The following is an 18,208-nucleotide window of genomic DNA, read 5'->3' as shown; positions in this document are numbered from 1 at the left end:
ACGAAAGGAAGCGCATCGACATGCACACCGTGGTGGAACGCGAGCTGGAGCTTCATCTCGTCCTGTCGCCCGAACACAGCATCCCGGTCCCGGCGCGTCTGAGGTACCGCGCCGACGACCCGTACGCCGTCCGCATCACCTTCCACGTCGGATCCGATCATCCCGTCAACTGGACATTCGCCCGTGAGCTGCTCGTCGAAGGGGTGTTCCGGCCCTGCGGTCACGGCGACGTACGGGTGTGGCCGACGAAGGTCGGCGGCCGCGGCGTCGTCCTGATGGCGCTGAGCTCGCCGGACGGCGACGCGCTGCTCGAAGCGCCCGCCGCGCAGATCACCGCCTGGCTGGAGCGCACCCTCAGGGCGGTCCCCCCGGGCACCGAGACCGGGCAGCTCGGCATCGACGCCGGTCTGGCCGAGCTGCTCACGCCGTCCCCCGGGCTGTCGGCCCCGCCCGACCGGACGGGAGCGCCGTCCCCCGACGATCTGTGGCTGCGCGACCCGTGGCCCTCGGACGAGTCGGCGGACGGTGAGCGGTCCTGACGGGCCGGCGCCGGACCGGTCCCGGATCTCAGAACAGCTTGTCCGGGTTCAGGAGGCCCAGCGGGTCGAACGCCGCCTTGATCGCCCGCTGCATCTCCACACCCACCGGGCCGATCTCGCGGGCGAGCCACTCCTTCTTCAGCACGCCCACGCCGTGCTCACCGGTGATCGTGCCGCCGAGTTCGAGGCCGAGGGCCATGATCTCGTCGAAGGACTCGCGGGCGCGCCGGGACTCGTCGGGATCGGTTGCGTCGAAGCAGACGGTGGGGTGCGTGTTGCCGTCGCCCGCGTGCGCGCAGACGCCGATGGTCAGGGCGTACTTCTCGGCGACGCGTTCGATGCCGTCGAGCATGTCGCCGAGCCGGGAGCGCGGTACGCACACGTCGTCGATCATCGTGGTGCCCTTGACCGCTTCGAGCGCGGTGAGCGACAACCTCCGTGCCTGGAGCAGGAGTTCGGACTCGGCCGCGTCCTCGGCGGGGACCACCTGGGTCGCGCCGGCGGCCTCGCAGAGGGCGCCCACCAGGGCGAGGTCGGCCGCCGGGTCGTGGGTGTCGAAGGCGGCGAGCAGCAGTGCCTCGGTGGTCTCCGGGAGGCCCATGTGCGCGAGGTCGTTGACGGCCTTGACGGTCGTACGGTCCATCAGTTCGAGCAGGGACGGGACATGCCCGCCCTCCATGATCTTGCAGACGGCGTCGCAGGCGGCTCGCGCCGACCCGAACTCGGCCGCGAGGACGAGCTGTTGGGGCGGCTGCGGCTTCAGCGCGAGCACGGCCCGTACGACGATGCCGAGCGATCCCTCGGAGCCCACGAAGAGGCGGGTGAGGTCGTAGCCGGCGACACCCTTGGCGGTTCTGCGCCCGGTGGACATCAGCCGCCCGTCGGCGAGGACGACGTCCAGGCCGAGGACGTACTCGGCCGTCACCCCGTACTTCACACAGCACAGGCCGCCGGAGGCCGTGCCGATGTTGCCGCCGATGGTGCACATCTCCCAGCTGGAGGGGTCCGGCGGGTAGTACAGGCCGTGTTCGCCCACGGCGCGGGAGAGCGTGGCGTTGACGACACCGGGCTCGACGACGGCGATGCGGTCGACGGGGCTGATCTCCAGGATGCGGTCCATCTTCACCAGAGACAGCACCACACAGCCGTCGGTGGCGTTGGCCGCTCCGGACAGGCCGGTGCGGGCGCCCTGCGGGACGACGGGGACGCGCAGTTCGGTCGCGACGCGCATGACGTGCTGGACCTGCTCGACCGTGCGCGGCAGGACGACCACGGCGGGTGTGCCCGCCTCGCAGAAGCTCGCCATGTCGTTGGCGTAGGAGGCCGTGACGTCCGGGTCGGTGAGGACGGCCTCGGCCGGCAGGCCGCTCAGCAGACGGTCGAGGAGGCTGCCGGTCGCTGCCGTGTCCTCATCCCGCGGGGCTTCGATACGGCTCATGATCACAGGGTCGCACCCGGGGCCATCGGTGTGAACCCCATTCGCGCGAGGCTTCGTGTGCCGGGGCGCGGTCTTCGTATTGACGCACAGTGAACGGCATGGAGATCGAAGAGCGACAGCCGGTGCCGCCCGGGTCCGGGCACCCCGTGCCCGGCGGTCCGCGGTCCGAGGAGCCCGTCGGCGAGCGGTCCGAGGAGCTCTCCGGCGCGCGCCGCTCCCCGCTCGACCGGCGTCCGCTGATCGCGGCGGTCGCCGGCTGTGCCGTGCTCGGCGGTGTGCTGATGCTGCTGCCCTCGGCGGGCGGGGGCGGGGCACCGCGGCCCGCCCCGGGTCCGGCGGCGCGGGCGGTGAGCGCGGTGGGAGCCGGAGCGCCCGCGGCGCTGTCCGATCTCGCCGCGCTCATCGACGACCGCGAGTCCCGGGTGCGGGCCCGTCCGCGCGACGACGTGTCGTGGGCCGTGCTGGGTGTCGCGTACACGGAGCGGGCCCGGCGAGCGGCGGCAGACGCGTTCTACCCGAAGGCCGAGAAGGCGCTGCGCACCTCGCTGAGGCTGCGGCCCACGGACAACACGGCGGCGCTGGAGGGGCTCGCCTCCCTCGCGGGCGCGCGGGGCGACTTCCGGGCCGCGAAGCGGTGGGGCGAGGCCGCCTCGAAGCTGGCGCCGAAGCGGTGGACGACGTATCCGGTGCTCATCGACGCGTACAACGGGCTCGGTGACTACAAGGCCGTGGACAGGACCCTCGGCAAGCTGCTGGCCCTGCGTTCCGGGCCGGCGGCGCAGGCCGTCGCGTCGCGCGTGTACCGGGACCGCGGGCGGCGCGAGGACGCGGCGGCGGCGATCTCGGACGCGGCGGCGGGCGCGGCCACCCCGTCCGAGCAGGCGGCCTTCCTCACGCAGGGCGGAGACCTGGCGTGGGAACGCGGCGACCGCCGGGCGTCCCTGGACCACTACCGGGCCGCGGTGAGCACCGACGCCGACGCGTACGACGCCCTGGCCGGGCAGGGGCGCGCGCTGGCGGCGCTGGGACGCGTGCCGGAGGCGCTGCGCGCGTACCGGGCGGCGCTCGCCGAGCGGCCCGTGCTGCGTCACGCGCTGGAGCTGGGTGAGCTGTACGACAAGCTCGGGCTCGGCGCGGAGGCGCGCGCGCAGTACGGCCTGCTGCGGGACGTGGTGCGGCGGGACGGTGCCGCGGGTGTGGACGACGAGCCGGTCCTCGGGCTCTTCGAGGCGGATCACGGCGATCCGCGGGCCGCGGTGATGGAGCTGCGCGCCGCGTGGCAGCGGCGGCCGGGCATCGCGGTGGCGGACGCGCTGGGCTGGGCGCTGCACCGCGCCGGGAACGACCGGGAGGCGCTCGGCTTCGCCGTGCGGGCCACGGACAAGGAGCACGGGGGCGGTGTGCGCAGCGCGCTGTACGCGTACCACCGGGGGCAGATCGAGCGTGATCTGGGGCTGTCCGGTCCGGCCCGCCGGCACCTCACCGAGGCGTTGCGGATCAATCCCTACTTCTCGACGCTGCTGGTGCCCGCGGCCCGGGAGGCGCTGACCGCGCTGGGCGAGCCGCCTGCCGGGGGCCCGGCGGAGGAGTCGGGGGACGAGGACACGGAGGCGCCGCCGGCCCCTCCGGCCGCCCCGGGGCAGACCTCGGCGCGCTGAACACCGGCATGAAAAGCACCGGTACGAAAAACGTGTCCGGGGGACGCCGATGCGGCGTCCCCCGGACACATGGGGCCCGACAGGCCTTCGAGGAAGGCCCGTTCGAGGGCCTCAGAGGTTGCCGCGCTTCTCCTGCTCGCGCTCGATCGCCTCGAAGAGGGCCTTGAAGTTGCCCTTGCCGAAGCCCATCGAGCCGTGCCGCTCGATCATCTCGAAGAAGACGGTCGGACGGTCCTGGACCGGCTTGGTGAAGATCTGGAGCAGATAGCCGTCCTCGTCGCGGTCGACGAGGATCTTCAGCTCGCGCAGGGTGTCGACGGGGACGCGGGTGTCGCCGGCCCACTCGCCGAGCGTGTCGTAGTAGGAGTCGGGGGTGTCGAGGAACTGGACACCGGCCGCGCGCATGGTGCGTACGGTCGCGACGATGTCGTTCGTGTTCAGCGCGATGTGCTGGACGCCCGCGCCGCCGTAGAACTCCAGGTACTCGTCGATCTGGGACTTCTTCTTGGCGATGGCGGGCTCGTTGATCGGGAACTTGACCTTGAGCGTGCCGTCGGCGACGACCTTCGACATCAGCGCGCTGTACTCGGTCGCGATGTCGTCGCCCACGAACTCCTTCATGTTCGTGAAGCCCATGACCTTGTTGTAGAAGGCGACCCACTCGTTCATCCGGCCGAGTTCGACGTTGCCGACGCAGTGGTCGATGGCCTGGAAGGTGCGCTTGGCGGGCGGCTCGACGATCGGCGCGGCGGCCACGTACCCGGGCAGGTAGGGGCCGTCGTAGCCGGACCGCTCGATGAGCGTGTGGCGGGTCTTGCCGTACGTGGCGATGACGGCGAGGACGACCGTGCCGTTCTCGTCCTTCATCTCGTACGGCTCGGCGATCGAGCGGGCGCCGTGCTCGACGGCGTACGCGTGGGCGGCGCGCGCGTTCGGGACCTCGATGGCCAGGTCGACGACGCCGTCGCCGTGCTCGGCCACGTGTTCGGCCAGGAAGTGGCCCCAGGTGGTGGCGGGCTTGATCACCGAGGTGAACACGAAGCGCGCCGAGCCGTTCTCGAGGACGTACGACGCCGTCTCGCGGCTGCCGTTCTCCGGTCCGGAGTACGCGACGAGCCGCATGCCGAAGGCCGTGGAGTAGTAGTGCGCGGCCTGCTTGGCGTTGCCGACGGCGAAGACGACCGCGTCCATTCCCTTGACCGGGAAGGGATCGGCCTGCCGGGCGGTGTCGGGAGTGTGGTGTGTGGTCTGCGTCATGGCCGCAGGCTCCCTCCGTTCCGCAAGGTGCGCAATAGTTCGCCTGTCGACTGAACAATGTGTGCAGTGAAAGACCTGGGACAGCGGGCTTTCTGTACATGATGACCATCTCGGAGGCCCGCATGGCGATCGATCATCTGGACGGGCGACTGCTGTTGCTGCTGGCGAAGGAGCCGCGTATCGGGGTCCTGGAGATGTCGCGGCGGCTGGGGGTCGCACGGGGGACGGTGCAGGCCCGGCTGGACCGTCTTCAGTCGAACGGAGTCATCCGGGGCTTCGGTCCGCAGGTCGACCCGGCGGCGCTCGGCTATCCGGTCACGGCGTTCGCCACGCTCCAGATCCGGCAGGGGCAAGGGGCGGACGTACGCGCCCATTTGACGACCGTGCCCGAGGTGCTGGAGCTGCACACGACGACCGGCAGCGGGGACATGCTGTGCCGGCTGGTGGCCCGTTCGAACGCCGATCTCCAGCGGGTGATCGACCGGGTTGTCGGTTTTGATGGCATCGTCCGGGCCTCCACGGCGATCGTCATGGAGAACCCGGTCCCACTGCGGATCATCCCGCTCGTGGAACAGGCGGCGACCGAGCGCTGAACCGAGGAGCGGGGTGATGGCGTGAACTTCTGGCAGTACCTGGGCAGCCGCCACGAACAGCTCCTCACGGACACCTACCAACACGCCAGCGCGGTCTTCCAGTGCATGGTGGTGGCGACCGTCATCGGCGTACTGATCGGCGTCGTCACCTACCGCAGCGACTGGGCGGGCAACCTCGCCACCACGACGACGTCCGCCATCCTGACCATTCCCTCGCTGGCCATGATCGGTCTGCTGATCCCGATCGTGGGCCTCGGCGTTCCGCCGACCGTGATCGCCCTGACGCTGTACGGGCTGCTGCCGATCGTGCGCAACTCGATCGTCGGCCTGCGCGGTGTCGATCCCTCGCTGGTGGACGCGGCCAGGGGTATCGGCATGTCGCGGACGTCGCGCCTAATGCGGGTCGAACTGCCGCTGGCCTGGCCGCCGATCCTGACCGGTATCCGGATCTCCACCCAGATGCTGATGGGTATCGCGGCCATCGCGGCCTACGCCTCCGGGCCCGGCCTCGGCAACGAGATCTTCCGCGGCATCAGCTCGCTGGGCAGCAAGAACGCGCTCAACCAGGTGCTCGCGGGCACGGTCGGGATCATCATCCTCGCGCTGCTCTTCGACGCCGCCTACGTCCTGCTCGGCCGGCTGACCATCCCGAGGGGGATCCGTGCCTGAGACCGCAGAGACCTCAGAGGGCCCCGCGGACACCGAGGGCCCCGCCGGTGCGCCGGGCGGCGGGGTCGGCGACGGCGGCGCGCGCGGGAGCACCTCGGCCACCACGGGCGCCACCATCGAGCTGGAGAACCTCACCAAGCGCTACCCCGGCAGCCGCGACGCCGCCGTCGACAGCGTCAACATGGAGATCAAGGCGGGTGAGCTCGTCGTCTTCGTCGGCCCGTCCGGCTGCGGCAAGTCGACCACCCTGAAGATGATCAACCGGCTGATCGAGCCGAGCGGCGGCCGCATCCGGATCGGCGGCGAGGACGTCACCGACATGGACCCGGTGAAGCTGCGCCGCAAGGTCGGGTACGCGATCCAGTCGTCCGGCCTCTTCCCGCACATGACGGTCGCCCAGAACATCGCGCTCGTACCGAAGATGACCGGCTGGCCGAAGGGCCGGATCAAGGCGCGGGTCGAGGAGATGCTGGACCTGGTCGGGCTCGACCCGGGCGAGTTCCACGGCCGCTATCCGCGCCAGCTCTCCGGCGGCCAGCAGCAGCGCGTGGGTGTGGCGCGGGCGCTGGCCGCGGACCCGCCCGTGCTGCTCATGGACGAACCGTTCGGAGCGGTGGACCCGATCACCCGCGACCATCTCCAGGACGAGCTGATCCGGCTCCAGCACGAGCTGCACAAGACGATCGTCTTCGTGACGCACGACTTCGACGAGGCCATCAAGCTGGGCGACCGGATCGCGGTGCTGCGCGAGCACTCGCACATCGCGCAGTTCGACACCCCGGAGGCGATCCTCACCAACCCGGCCGACGACTTCGTGTCGGGGTTCGTGGGCGCGGGCGCCGCGCTGAAGCGGCTCAACCTCAGCCGCGTACGGGATGTGGAGATCACCGACTATCCGACGGTCACCGTCGACGATCCCCTCCAGGAGATCTTCGGCAAGCTCCGTTCCAGCGGTACGAACGAGATCCTGCTGCTCGACAAGCGGCGCCGCCCCTACAAGTGGTTGCGGCGCGGCGATCTGATGCGGGCCAAGGGCTCGCTCGCACGGGCGGGCACGCTGGTGCACGACACGGTGACCAGGGACGCCACCCTGCGCGACGCCCTGGAGGCGGTGCTCACGGACAACTCCGGCCGGGTCCCGGTGACCGGGCGGCGCGGCGAGTACACCGGGGTGGTCGACATGGAGACCCTGATGAACTCCGTGCACGAACTCCTTGAGGCCGACCGGCTGGAGGCGATGGAGCACCAGCACGAGCTGGAGGAGGCGCGCGCCCATCAGACACAGTTCGAGCAGGAGGGCGTCGACGGCGGGGAGGCGAAAGCGTGAGCACGCCGCCCGCGGCCCGGCGTCCCGAGGGCGAGCACGAGGTCAAGGGGGTGGCCTTCCGCGACGACAGCGAGGGGGACGGCACGGGCGAGCGGGAAGCTCCGCCGCCGCACGCGCCCCCGAGGCGGCGGATCAGCTGGCAGAAGCTGACCTTCCTGCCCGCCGTACTGATCGCGCTGCTGCTGGCCACCTGGATCTGGTTCCAGCAGGCCGACCTCGACGCGATCTCCAAGAACGCCCTGTCCAACGGCCAGGTGTCCAAGGCCCTGTGGCAGCACATCCAGCTGACGGTGATCTCCACGTTCTTCGTGCTGATCATCGCCATTCCGCTGGGCATCCTGCTGACCCGCAAGGCCTTCAGGAAGCTGACGCCGATCGCGATGACGGTCGCCAACATGGGGCAGGCGACCCCGGCGATCGGCTTGCTGGCCCTGCTCGTGATCTGGCTCGGCACCGGCGAGAAGTCGGCCCTGATCGGCATCACGATCTACGCGATCCTGCCGGTCCTGTCCAACACGATCGCCGGTCTGAAGGCCAACGACCCGACCCTGCTGGAGGCGGCGCGCGGCATCGGCATGTCACCGCTGGGCGTGCTCACCCGGGTGGAACTGCCCCTGGCCGTACCGCTGATCCTCGCCGGCGTCCGTACGGCGCTCGTCCTGAACGTGGGCACCGCGACCCTCGCCACGTTCGGCGGAGGCGGCGGCCTCGGCGTCCTGATCACCACGGGCATCACCACCCAGCGCATGCCGGTCCTGGTCCTCGGCGCGATCCTCACCGTGGCGCTCGCGCTGCTTGTCGACTGGCTGGCGTCGCTGGCGGAACTGCTGCTGAGGCCGCGTGGGCTGGAGGTGGGGACATGAGAGGGGTGCGCGCCCACGCGGCCCTGGCCGCCGTCCTCGTCATGGTGTCCGCGTGCGGGCTGACCAGCGGCTCCCCCATGACCGACAACGTCGAGCCCGGGTCCATCGGGCAGGGCGAGCCGCTGAAGGGCGCCACTCTCACGGTGGCGTCGAAGGAGTTCACCGAGCAGCTGATCCTCGGCGCGATCATGGGCATCGCGTTCCAGGGGGCGGGCGCCAAGGTGATCGACCGCACCGGCATCCAGGGGTCGATCGGCGCGCGCGAGGCCATCAAGAACGGTGACGCGGACGCCATGTACGAGTACACGGGCACCGCGTGGATCACCTACCTCGGCAACAGCGAGCCGATCCCGGACCCGCAGAAGCAGTGGCAGGCCGTGCACGACGCCGACCCGAAGAACGGGGTCACCTGGCTGCCGCCGTCCGCCCTCAACAACACCTACGCGCTCGCCATGAACCAGGCCAACTTCAAGAAGTACGGCACCACGACGCTGTCCGACGTGGCCGCGCTGTCGAAATCGGACCCGGGCGCCGTCACCCTGTGCGTGGAGAGCGAGTTCGCCAACCGGGCCGACGGACTGCCGGGCATGGAGAAGGCGTACGGGATGGACATCCCCGCGAAGAACATCACGCAGATGGACACCGGGATCATCTACACCCAGGTACAGAAGGGGAGTTGTACGTACGGGGAGGTGTTCACCACCGACGGGCGCATCAAGTCGATGAACCTGGTGGTGATGAAGGACGACAAGAAGTTCTTCCCCAACTACAACGCCGCGCCTGTCATCAACTCCAAGGCCCTGAAGAAGTATCCGCAGATCGCCGAGGTCATCGAGCCGGTCACGAAGAAGCTGAACAACACGGTGGCGCAGGACCTGAACGCGAAGGTGGACGTCCAGGGCCAGGACCCGCACGAGGTGGCGCTGGACTGGATGACACAGGAGGGCTTCGTCAAGCAGGACTGATCCCGCGAGCCCAATCCAAAGAACTGGTTGCAAAGAAGTAGTTGCAAGGGATTCTTTGCAACGCTATCTTTGTACGCATGACGGAGCAGCCCCCACTTCCCCCCGAACCGCCAGACCTTCCGGACCTTACGGACCTTCCGGATGCCGACGGTCCCCCGGTCCCGCCGGACCCGCCGGAGGTTCCAGGTCCCCCCGTTCCCCCGCTCCCGCCCCTCCCGCCGGAGCCCCCACAACACCGCCGCCTTGACGCCCGCTCACTGCGCGGGATCGCCCATCCCCTGCGCATGGAACTGCTGAGCAGCCTGCGTCAGAAAGGGCCGGCCACCGCGTCGATGCTCGCCGAGCGGCTGGGCGAGTCCAGCGGAGCGACCAGCTACCACCTGCGCCAGCTCGCCGCACACGGCTTCGTCGAGGACGCCCCCGAGCGGGGCAAGGGTCGCGAGCGCTGGTGGCAGGCCGTTCACCAGGGCCTGGGCTTCGACGAGGAGCTCCTCAAGGACCCGGACCCGGCGGTGCGCGGCGCGGCCGACATGTTCCTGCACGAGGTGGCCACCCTGCACGCCCGTGAGCTGTCGACCTGGCTGGGCACCCGGGACGACTGGTCCGAGAAGTGGGCCGGCGCCACCGACATGAGCGACTTCAAGATGCGCCTCACCCCGGCACAGACCCGTGAGCTCATCCAGAAGATGCACGACCTGCTCGACAGCTACTGCGCTGTCGAACGTCCCGCGGACGATCCCGAGGCGGAGGAGGTGCGCTTCCACACGCACGCCTTCCCGCAGGCTTCCGGCTGATCCACCCGGTCGGACATCGCGCACGACTCGATCACACCGAAGAGAGGTCACTCCGATGCATCCCGAGACCCACCTCCAGTTGCAGCACGTGCGCGCCGCCGATCTGCGAGCGGAGGCGGACTCCTACCGGCTCGCCACCGAGGCCGGGAACCCCGGCCGGCTGCGTACCCGTGTCGGCTGGACGCTCGTGGAGGTCGGCCTCCGGCTGGCCTCCGCGCCGCGGCCGGCCGTCGCCGCCTGCTGACCGGCCGCGCTCCCGGCCGGCGGCACCCCCGGCCGGAAGGACTCAGCAGCTCGGGACCGAGCCCTTGTTCTTCTCCAGGGCCACCAGGGCGTTCACCGCTCCGTCGAGGTCGGTCACCGGGATCAGCCGGAGCCCCTTCGGCAGCTCCGCCTTCGCGTCCGAGCACTCCGCCTTCGGAACCAGGAACACGGTCGCGCCGTCACGGTGGGCCGCCTGCGTCTTGAGGCTGACGCCGCCGACCGCGCCGACCTTGCCGTCGGGGTCGATCGTCCCCGTACCCGCGACGACACGGCCGCCCGTGAGGTCGCCGCCGCTGCCGTCGCCGTCCAGCTTGTCGACGATCCCGAGCGAGAAGAGCAGTCCGGCGCTCGGTCCGCCGACGTCGGCGAGCTTGAGCGTGACCTTCACGTCGCCCTTCTCGTGCAGGTACCCCAGGGCCGCCTCGGTGGCGCTGTCCTGGGACTCCTTCATCTCGTTCGCGTTGTGCTGCTCGATCTCCTTGACGCTGCCACCGCTCGGGTACACCGAGTCGCGGGGCATCACGGCCTTGTCCGTGGCGAACCAGGCGCCGAGCACGTCACCGAGGGAGACGCTCGCGTCCGGGCCGGTGGCCTCGATCGTCGTCATCCGCAGCTGTCCGCTGGTGTTCCGGGTGGGCGCCCCGCTGATGGTGATCACCGGCTCGCCCTTGTTCTCGCCGAGGACGTTCGCCGTCAGACCGGGCTGCGCCAGGGAGAACGGCAGCGGCGCGAACACCGCCGTGGCGAGCAGGGCCACGACGGGAAAGGCGCAGACGGCGACGGCCTGGGGGCGCGTGAGGCGAGAGAGCACGGGGTCAATCTAACGTCACCACCCGACGGAACCTCCGTACAGGTCCCACGGCCTCCGTACAGGACCCCGGGCCCGGGGTCACGGACCGGGCCCGCACACGGGTTCGGGGCCTGTCGGGCTTCGGTCCGGGCCCAGGACGACCTTGTGGGCCCGGTCAGCGCAGGGCGTCCGCCACCTCACGGGCCGCGTCGACCACGCGCGGGCCGACCCGCTCCGGTACGGCGTCCGCCAGCATGACCACGCCCACGCTGCCCTCGACCCCCGTCACCCCGACCAGCGGCGCCGCGGCCCCGCACGCTCCGGCCTCCAGCTCTCCATGGGTGAGCGTGTATCCGGGCTCCCCCACCGGTGCCTGCCGGGCGGCGAGGATCGCGCGGCCCGCGGCCCCCCGGTCCAGGGCGTGCCGGAAACCGGCGCGGTAGGCGACGTGATAGTCCGTCCACGTAGGCTCGACGACCGCGACGGCGAGCGCCTCCGTCCCGTCGACCAGGGTCAGATGAGCCGTCGCGCCTATGTCCTCGGCCAGCGCCCGCAGCGCGGGCAACGCGGCCTCCCGGACCAGCGGATGCACCTGGCGGCCCAGGCGCAGCACGCCGAGTCCGACCCGGGCACGGCCGCCCAGATCACGGCGTACGAGAGCGTGCTGCTCCAGCGTGGCGAGCAACCGGTACACCACGGTCCGGTTGACGCCCAGTTTGCTCGAGAGCTCGGTGACGGTCAGCCCGTGATCGGTGTCGGCGAGCAGCTTGAGGACCCGCAGTCCCCGGTCGAGCGTCTGAGAGGTCTCCGCGGTCACGACGCCCACTCCTTAGTGGTGAGGTCGACGGCCCTCGTACGGCGGATGCGGCACCGAGTCCCGTCGGCGACGCGCTTCAGAGGCCGCCGGTCGGCCGGCGCCCCGGGCTGTTCCCGGGCCGCAGTCGCTTCACGGCTGCGCTCCGCGGCGGCGCTGCCACGGGGCGTGTGCGTAGCCGGACAGTAGCGAGCAGGTCCGCTGAGCGGAAGTCTCCGTCCAGAATCCGGGCATCCGCCGGTGCGAAGTGATTCCGTTTGTCCCGGAACGCGGGGCGCGCGCGACTCGGCGTACACCGCTCGTATACACAGCGCACGGGCCACGGCACACGCCTGTCCGAACACGACACGCCCCCTCGGTACGGCTTCAGCGGCCCGCGGCCCGGGTTCCGGATACCGCCGCCGGCCGCGGAGGCGACCGGCTCACCGTGCCGCCCCGACGGTGGGACGCCCCGGGCACGCCCCCCGGTTCCCCGCGGACGCCACCGCGTCCGCACGCTCCGTCGCGCGGGCGTCACCGCATCCGGGTGGCCCACTCCTGGACCTTGGCTATCCGCTGCCGGAGCTGTCCGGCCGTGGCCTCCGCGCTCGGCGGACCACCGCAGACGCGGCGCAGCTCGGTGTGGATCACGCCGTGCGGCTTGCCGCTCTGGTGGACGTACGCGCCGACCATGGTGTTGAGCTGCTTGCGCAGTTCCAGCATCTCCTTGTGGGAGACGACGGGGCGGCGCTCGGCGGGAAGTTCGAGGAGGTCCGCCTCCTCGGCCGGCTTCTTGCGGCTGTGCGCGATCTGCCGGGCCTGCCGCTTCTGGAGCAGGAGCTGGACCTGGTCGGGTTCGAGGAGCCCGGGGATGCCGAGGTAGTCCTGCTCCTCCGCGCTTCCCGGGTGGGCCTGCATGCCGAACTCGGCGCCGTCGTAGAGGACCCGGTCGAAGACGGCCTCGGACTCCAGCGCCTCGAAGGAGAACTGCTCCTGCTCGCCGGTGTCCTCGTCCTGCTCCTTGTTCGCCTCCTCCATCTCCTTCTCGGACTCGGCGTACGGGTCCTCCTCGCCCTCCTTCTTGGGCTTGTCGAGGGCGTGGTCGCGCTCGACCTCCATCTCGTTGGCGAAGGTGAGGAGGTCGGGGACGGTCGGCAGGAACACGGAAGCCGTCTCGCCGCGCCTGCGGGACCGTACGAAACGGCCGACGGCCTGGGCGAAGAAGAGGGGGGTCGAGATGGTGGTGGCGTACACGCCGACGGCCAGGCGGGGCACGTCGACGCCCTCGGACACCATGCGGACGGCGACCATCCACCGGTCCTCGCTCGCAGCGAAGTCGTCGATCCGTTTCGAGGCGCCGGTGTCGTCGGAGAGCACGAGGGTCGCCTTGGTGCCGGTGATCTCGCGGATCAGCTTGGCGTAGGCGCGGGCCGAGTCCTGGTCGGAGGCGATGACGAGCGCCCCGGCGTCCGGGATGCCCTTGCGCACCTCGGTGAGGCGCTGGTCGGCGGCGCGCAGCACGCTCGGCATCCACTCGCCGCGCGGGTCGAGCGCGGTGCGCCAGGCCTGGCTGATGGCGTCCTTGGTCATCGGCTCGCCGAGCCGGGCGGCGATCTCGTCGCCCGCCTTGGTGCGCCAGCGCATGTTGCCGCTGTAGGAGAGGAAGATGACGGGCCGCACGACGTGGTCGGCCAGCGCGTTGCCGTAGCCGTACGTGTAGTCGGCCGAGGACCGCCGGATGCCGTCCCTCCCCTCTTCGTACGTCACGAAGGGGATGGGGTTGGTGTCGGACCTGAAGGGCGTACCGGTGAGCGCGAGCCGGCGGGTGGCGGGCTCGAACGCCTCCAGGCAGGCCTCGCCCCACGACTTGCTGTCTCCGGCGTGGTGGATCTCGTCGAGGATGACGAGGGTCTTGCGCTGCTCGGAGCGGTTGCGGTGGAGCATCGGCCGCACACCGACGCCGGCGTACGTGACGGCGACGCCGTGGTACTCCTTGCTGAGGGGCCCGGCGCTGTACTCGGGATCGAGCTTGATCCCCACCCGCGCGGCCGCCTCGGCCCACTGCTTCTTCAGATGCTCGGTCGGCGCGACCACGGTCACCTGCTGCACGACGTGGTGGTGCAGCAGCCAGGACGCGAGGGTCAGCGCGAACGTCGTCTTGCCGGCGCCGGGGGTGGCTACGGCGAGGAAGTCGCGCGGCTGCTCCTGGATGTACCTCTCCATCGCCCCCTGCTGCCAGGCGCGCAGCTTGTTGGCGGTACCCCAGGGGGCTCGTCCGGGGAACGCGGGCGAGAGGTGGTGGGTGTGCGAGGAGGCGCTGGCGGCGGTGGTAGTCACGGTCTCCGGTCTGGGTGTCGATTGGGAGCGTCCGGGTCCGTGCGCGGCGCGTCGAACGGGCGTGACGGCAGGCGCGCGGGCGGCTCGGCTACGTATGACAACCGGGCCACCCTACCGGCGCCCGGCCCACGACGACGTGCGGACGAGGCCGGGCCGGCGGTGGATGGGACTGACGTCACACGGCCTCGTGCAGCGCCCTCAAGCGCGATGCGATGAGGGCCACATCCGCCAGTTGTCCGGCCGCCACCTCGATGACGAGCTTGTACGCCTCGTCCTGGTCGACGTCGAGCATCCCGGTGCCGTTGAAGTCGAGGAAGACGACGGTGCACATCCACGCCGTGCGCTTGTTGCCGTCCACCAGGGGGTGGTTCGAGGCAAGCGACTGGAACAGCGCCGCGGCCTTCTCGAAGAGGTCGGTGTACGCCTCGACGCCGAACATCCGCGACTGCGGACGGTGCAGTGCCGAGCTGAGCAGACCCAGGTCACGCACGGCGACCGGCGTCCGCTCCCCGCACGCCAGTTCCGCGAGGTCCAGGGCCTCCTGGACCGTGAGGTACTTCATCTACTCCCCCAGCCTCCGCAGCAGGTCGGCCTGGCCCGTCGCGTACTTGGCCCCCAGGCGGCGGACCGTGGCCCGGTCCGCCTCCTGCTCCAGATACCGGTCGATCGCCTGAAGCACTATGGCGTGCATGCTGCGCCCCTCTTCCTCGGCTCGCAGCTTGAGCGCCTCCTGCTGGTCGTCGCGCAGACGAAGGTTCATAGCCATACCACAACGGTACCGGAAGTGGGGTCAAAGCAGTACCACTTATCGTTCCCGCAGCCGGGTCGTCACCCATGCCCCCAGCAGTGCCACCCCTGCCATCGGCAGGAACACCGCGGCGAAGGCGGCCGGGTGGGAGGGGTGGGCGCCGGATGCCGCGACGCCGGCCGCGTCGGCGACCGCGCCGCCGCCCAGGGCCGCGAAGGCGGCTCCGCCGAGGGCGAGCAGCAGCACGTTGGACAGGGCGTCGGAGATCTGAAGGGCGGCCGAATTGGCGCCGGCCTCCTCGGGCGCCGAGAGGTGGAGCAGCAGCACGCTGGTCGAGGCGATCACCAGGCCCATGCCGAAACAGCCGAACCCCCAGGCCACGGCGACGGTCCACACCGGCACGGCCGGGATCAGCACGCTCGGCGCGGCGGCGACGGCCGCCGCGACCAACAGCATGCCGAGGAACATCAGACGGTCCCGGTACGGCTCCACGCGCGGCCGCGCCTGCACCCAGGAACCCAGCGCCCAGGTCCCGCCGCCGGCCGCGAGCGAGAGCCCGGCGAGCGTCGGCGACAGGCCCCTCTGGGTGACCAGCATCAGCGGCACGAAGGACTCGGCGGCGATGAAGGCACCGGCGGAGACCCCGCGCAGCAGCACCACGGAGGGCAGCCCGCGGGCCGCCCGGCAGGTGCCGCGGGGCAGCAGCCCACGCACGGCCGGGACGAGCAGTGCGGCACCGGTCGCGGCGGGTACGAGGGAGAGCGGGCGCAGATCCTGCGCGGCGTACTGGAGCAGCCCGGCGCCCAGCGCGATCCCGAACGCCAGCCGGATGCGCCGCCGGTCCAGCGGCGCGCGGGCGCCCGCCCGGGCGGGCCCGGACGCCCGCCGCCGTATCTGCGGCAGCGCGAGCGCGAGCGGAACACCGACCAGCGCCGGGATCCCGATGAAGACCCAGCGCCAGCCGAGGTGCTCGGTGACCGCGCCCGCCGCGAGTGGTCCGACCACGGACGGCACCACCCAGGCCGCCGCGAACGCGGCCATGATCGCGGGCCGCAGCCGCTGCGGGTAGGCCCGCCCGACCACGACGTACAGCGCGACGATGACGAGCCCGCCGCCCAGTCCCTGGACGGCCCGCCCGAGGATGAACATCCACATCCCGCCGGCCGTCCCGGACAGCAGCAGTCCCGCGGCGAACGCGCCGATGCCCGAGGCCAGCGAGGTCAGCGGCCCGTCGCGGTCGGACAGCTGCCCGGCGAGCACCATCCCGAACAGGCTCGTCGTGAAGTAGCCGGAGAACGCGAACGCGTACAGGGCGACCCCGTCGAGGTCCCGCGCGGCGACGGGCATCGCCGTGCCCACGGCCGTCGCCTCGAACGCGATGACCAGCACCACGGACACGATCCCGACGGTGAGCGCCCGGTGGGTCCGGCTGAGCACCCCGCCGTCGCCGTCACCCTCGGGCGAAACCGTCGCGACCTCGCTCACTTCCACTGCTGTCATGCCGGTCAGCGTAAGGTGCGCAGCTTTCGGTGACTCCTGTCGGTAGTCGGTGATCAGGCAGTCCTTTGGACCTAGGACCACTCCCCCGGGCCGTCGCGCGACCCCGTTCCCTGCGGGCCGCCCGCCGTTCGTGAACGGCGTGTGGCAGTCGCGTTGCAGCCGCCCCGGAACCCTTGAGCCCCTCCCCGCACCCGCCTACGGTCGGTCCATCAGGTTCGGAACGAGTGAGCCGTGCCGCACCTGAGAACGGCCGTGTGCCCGAGTGGTTCAGGGGCTCGATTGCAAATCGAGTTACGTGGGTTCGATTCCCGCCACGGCCTCCATGCAGGGTCGGCCGTCCCGGTTCGGGGCGGCCGACCTGTTTTCCGCCCGGTCGCCGGGCGGCCGGGGCCGTCAGGGTCTGTCGTTTGGACCATGCGGCGGGACGCGGGGCAGGGCACCTGCCTCGGCGCCACCTGATCCAAACGGCAGACCCTACGCGTACAGCATGCCGACGGACCGGTCCTCGAATATCTCCGGCCAGTGGCGGCGGCCGTCGTCGCCCGGGAGGGCCGGCGTGTGGTCGCAGGCGCCGGGATCGACGGTGGCGAGCGTCTGGGTCAGGGTGGCGGCGAGCTGTTCGTAGCAGTCGCTGAGGTGGTGGGCCGCGTCCACGGACCTTTCGCGGTGCAGGAGCCAGAGGGTGAAGGCCAGCGTGGAGATGTCCGCGTTCAGCGGGCGCAGGGTCAGGTCCGGCTCGCTCCAGGCGAGCACGGCGCCCGTGGCGCCGTCCACCACCAGGCTCGTGTCCTCCAGGAGGCGGCCGAGGCGTATCAGGCGGTCGGCGGCGGCCGGGAGCAGGCCGGCGGTGAACTCCTCGGGGCGTTCGTCCGCGTAGTACTCGGTGAGGGCCGGAAGCGGCATCTCGGTGTCGAGCTGGAAGAGGAATCCGTCCTCGGGCAGGCCCGACTCCCGCAGGAAGCGGCGGGTCGGCTCGTGCGTCAGGGCGGGCGGGAAGTCGACGTCCTCGAAACGCATGATCACGCCCGCGCCGAACTCCTCGTCCAGCAGCCGTTTCGGCAGGCCGAGGACGAGCCCGTCGCCGGGTCCGGCGATCCGGGCGAGCGGGCGGATCAGGGCGGCCATCCGCCAGTACGGCGGCACGTCCTCACCGGTGGTGCCCTCGAAGACGGCGCTCAGCCGGTCCGACACCTGCGCGACCGCCTTCGGGCCGAACGGACCGGAGCGGCCGCGGGACAGGGTCAGTTCCTCGGTGGCCGCCGCGAAGCGCAGCAGGGCGTCCAGGGAGGGAGCCAGGGGCGAGAGGTCCAGGTGGGCGGGGTTCCGCCGGACGTACGCCGAGGAGACCTCGCCCGTCGTCCCGTCGAGCACGATCGACTCCAGGTCCCGGTCGAGGCTGCGCAGCGCCCCGATGACGAGCTGGTCGCGCAGTTCCCCGGCGAGCTTGTCGGCGTCTCCGGCCAGGTCGGCGACCGTGCGCAGGCCGTGCTCGCGCAGGGCGCCGAAGGCGAGCAGCGCGCCGCCCGGGGGCAGTCCGGGACCGGTGAGCCGGTCCCGGGTGCCCGGGTGCGTGACGAACGGATCCAGCTCGTCGCCGGTCAGCGTGATCGCGCCGCCGACCTCGGTGTCAGTCGTACTCATGGCTCCCCCGCGCATGTGAACGCTCCGTGCTT

General features: G+C 71.2%; 18 protein-coding genes and 1 tRNA gene. 10 read left to right on the top strand and 9 right to left on the bottom strand.

From position 1 onward, the window contains the following. The first annotated feature begins 20 nt into the window (after positions 1-20). Positions 21-539, top strand: coding sequence for an SsgA family sporulation/cell division regulator (locus tag OG780_RS25835; protein WP_328451978.1), 519 nt, complete (start codon positions 21-23; stop codon positions 537-539). 28 nt (positions 540-567) lie between these two features. On the opposite strand, the gene OG780_RS25830 is transcribed toward OG780_RS25835, so the two are convergent. Then, positions 568-1,983 carry an FAD-binding oxidoreductase gene (locus tag OG780_RS25830; protein ID WP_328451976.1) on the bottom strand — a complete coding sequence of 472 codons (1,416 nt, stop codon included), beginning with the start codon at positions 1,981-1,983 and terminating at the stop codon, positions 568-570. Between the two features lie 92 nt (positions 1,984-2,075). Between OG780_RS25830 and OG780_RS25825 the strand changes: the two genes are divergently transcribed. Next, the gene (locus OG780_RS25825; protein ID WP_328451974.1) at positions 2,076-3,635 is read left to right on the top strand and encodes a tetratricopeptide repeat protein; all 1,560 of its coding nucleotides are present in this window, start codon (positions 2,076-2,078) and stop codon (positions 3,633-3,635) included. Between the two features lie 111 nt (positions 3,636-3,746). On the opposite strand, the gene hppD is transcribed toward OG780_RS25825, so the two are convergent. After that, positions 3,747-4,892, bottom strand: coding sequence for a 4-hydroxyphenylpyruvate dioxygenase (gene hppD, locus OG780_RS25820; RefSeq protein ID WP_328451972.1), 1,146 nt, complete (start codon positions 4,890-4,892; stop codon positions 3,747-3,749). A 122-nt stretch (positions 4,893-5,014) separates the two neighbouring features. Between hppD and OG780_RS25815 the strand changes: the two genes are divergently transcribed. From OG780_RS25815 to OG780_RS25785, 7 genes are all read left to right on the top strand, one after another. Next, a complete protein-coding gene (locus tag OG780_RS25815) occupies positions 5,015-5,485 on the top strand; it encodes an Lrp/AsnC family transcriptional regulator (protein WP_328451970.1) in 471 nt (156 codons plus the stop codon). Positions 5,486-5,506: 21 nt separating this feature from the next. Then, positions 5,507-6,154: an ABC transporter permease gene (locus OG780_RS25810; RefSeq protein ID WP_328451968.1), complete on the top strand. Its 648-nt coding sequence runs from the start codon at positions 5,507-5,509 to the stop codon at positions 6,152-6,154. Further along, on the top strand, positions 6,147-7,481 hold the full coding sequence (locus OG780_RS25805; protein ID WP_328451966.1) for a betaine/proline/choline family ABC transporter ATP-binding protein: 1,335 nt from the start codon (positions 6,147-6,149) through the stop codon (positions 7,479-7,481). Before OG780_RS25810 ends, OG780_RS25805 begins: the two co-directional genes overlap by 8 nt. After that, entirely contained in the window at positions 7,478-8,344 is an 867-nt protein-coding gene (locus OG780_RS25800; RefSeq protein ID WP_328451965.1) for an ABC transporter permease, read from the top strand. The genes OG780_RS25805 and OG780_RS25800 overlap by 4 nt, the downstream gene beginning before the upstream one ends. Beyond that, positions 8,341-9,309, top strand: coding sequence for a glycine betaine ABC transporter substrate-binding protein (locus OG780_RS25795; protein WP_328451963.1), 969 nt, complete (start codon positions 8,341-8,343; stop codon positions 9,307-9,309). Before OG780_RS25800 ends, OG780_RS25795 begins: the two co-directional genes overlap by 4 nt. A 257-nt stretch (positions 9,310-9,566) precedes the next feature. Then, a complete protein-coding gene (locus OG780_RS25790) occupies positions 9,567-10,103 on the top strand; it encodes an ArsR/SmtB family transcription factor (RefSeq protein ID WP_328458384.1) in 537 nt (178 codons plus the stop codon). Positions 10,104-10,158: 55 nt separating this feature from the next. Next, the gene (locus OG780_RS25785) at positions 10,159-10,347 is read left to right on the top strand and encodes a hypothetical protein (RefSeq protein WP_328451961.1); all 189 of its coding nucleotides are present in this window, start codon (positions 10,159-10,161) and stop codon (positions 10,345-10,347) included. A gap of 42 nt (positions 10,348-10,389) precedes the next feature. On the opposite strand, the gene OG780_RS25780 is transcribed toward OG780_RS25785, so the two are convergent. The 6 genes from OG780_RS25780 to OG780_RS25755 all read right to left on the bottom strand — a co-directional run bounded on the left by OG780_RS25780 (position 10,390) and on the right by OG780_RS25755 (position 16,535). After that, entirely contained in the window at positions 10,390-11,178 is a 789-nt protein-coding gene (locus OG780_RS25780; RefSeq protein ID WP_328451959.1) for a YlbL family protein, read from the bottom strand. Between the two features lie 154 nt (positions 11,179-11,332). Next, entirely contained in the window at positions 11,333-11,974 is a 642-nt protein-coding gene (locus OG780_RS25775; RefSeq protein ID WP_328451957.1) for an IclR family transcriptional regulator, read from the bottom strand. Positions 11,975-12,484: 510 nt separating this feature from the next. Next, on the bottom strand, positions 12,485-14,287 hold the full coding sequence (locus tag OG780_RS25770) for a DEAD/DEAH box helicase (RefSeq protein WP_328451955.1): 1,803 nt from the start codon (positions 14,285-14,287) through the stop codon (positions 12,485-12,487). Between the two features lie 175 nt (positions 14,288-14,462). Further along, positions 14,463-14,849, bottom strand: a complete 387-nt coding sequence (locus OG780_RS25765; protein WP_328451953.1) for a type II toxin-antitoxin system death-on-curing family toxin — start codon at positions 14,847-14,849, stop codon at positions 14,463-14,465. Then, a complete protein-coding gene (locus OG780_RS25760; RefSeq protein ID WP_328458382.1) occupies positions 14,850-15,047 on the bottom strand; it encodes an Arc family DNA-binding protein in 198 nt (65 codons plus the stop codon). It lies immediately after the preceding gene. Between the two features lie 45 nt (positions 15,048-15,092). Beyond that, entirely contained in the window at positions 15,093-16,535 is a 1,443-nt protein-coding gene (locus tag OG780_RS25755) for an MFS transporter (RefSeq protein ID WP_328451951.1), read from the bottom strand. Between the two features lie 248 nt (positions 16,536-16,783). On the opposite strand from OG780_RS25755, the gene OG780_RS25750 reads away from it, so the two are divergent. Continuing rightward, positions 16,784-16,858: transfer RNA gene (locus tag OG780_RS25750), tRNA-Cys, on the top strand. A 151-nt stretch (positions 16,859-17,009) separates the two neighbouring features. On the opposite strand, the gene OG780_RS25745 is transcribed toward OG780_RS25750, so the two are convergent. Beyond that, positions 17,010-18,176: an SUKH-4 family immunity protein gene (locus OG780_RS25745; protein ID WP_328451949.1), complete on the bottom strand. Its 1,167-nt coding sequence runs from the start codon at positions 18,174-18,176 to the stop codon at positions 17,010-17,012. Positions 18,177-18,208: the final 32 nt, after the last annotated feature.

The sequence above is a fragment of the Streptomyces sp. NBC_00386 genome (genome assembly GCF_036063235.1).
GTDB lineage: Bacteria > Actinomycetota > Actinomycetes > Streptomycetales > Streptomycetaceae > Streptomyces.
The sequence above is the reverse complement of the archived record's forward strand: the minus strand, read 5'-3'. Positions and strand labels throughout refer to the sequence as shown.